We start from the raw sequence: 280 nt of genomic DNA on the forward strand, positions 1-280 counted from the left end.
AACAAGCACTGTTTTTTGCAGATAATAATAAGTTAGAAGCTATTTGGACAATTATACCTGTAATTGTTTTAGCCGGATTAATAATTTACGGTTTAAACACATGGATTAACATTATGGGGGTTGATGAAAGCGATGATCCAATAGTTGTTGAATTATATGCACAACAGTTTAACTGGAAAGCACGTTATGCAGGTGCCGATAATACATTAGGTAAAGCTAATGTACGTTTAATTGATTTAGACCGTGCAAATATTTTAGGTTTAGATGAAGCAGACCCAAA

1 pseudogene is annotated in these 280 nt (G+C 33.2%); it reads left to right on the forward strand.

Going from position 1 to position 280, the window contains the following annotated elements:
* Positions 1-280: pseudogene (locus FUA24_RS11120) on the forward strand (cytochrome c oxidase subunit II); the annotation flags it as partial.

It is taken from the genome of Seonamhaeicola marinus, assembly GCF_008085455.1.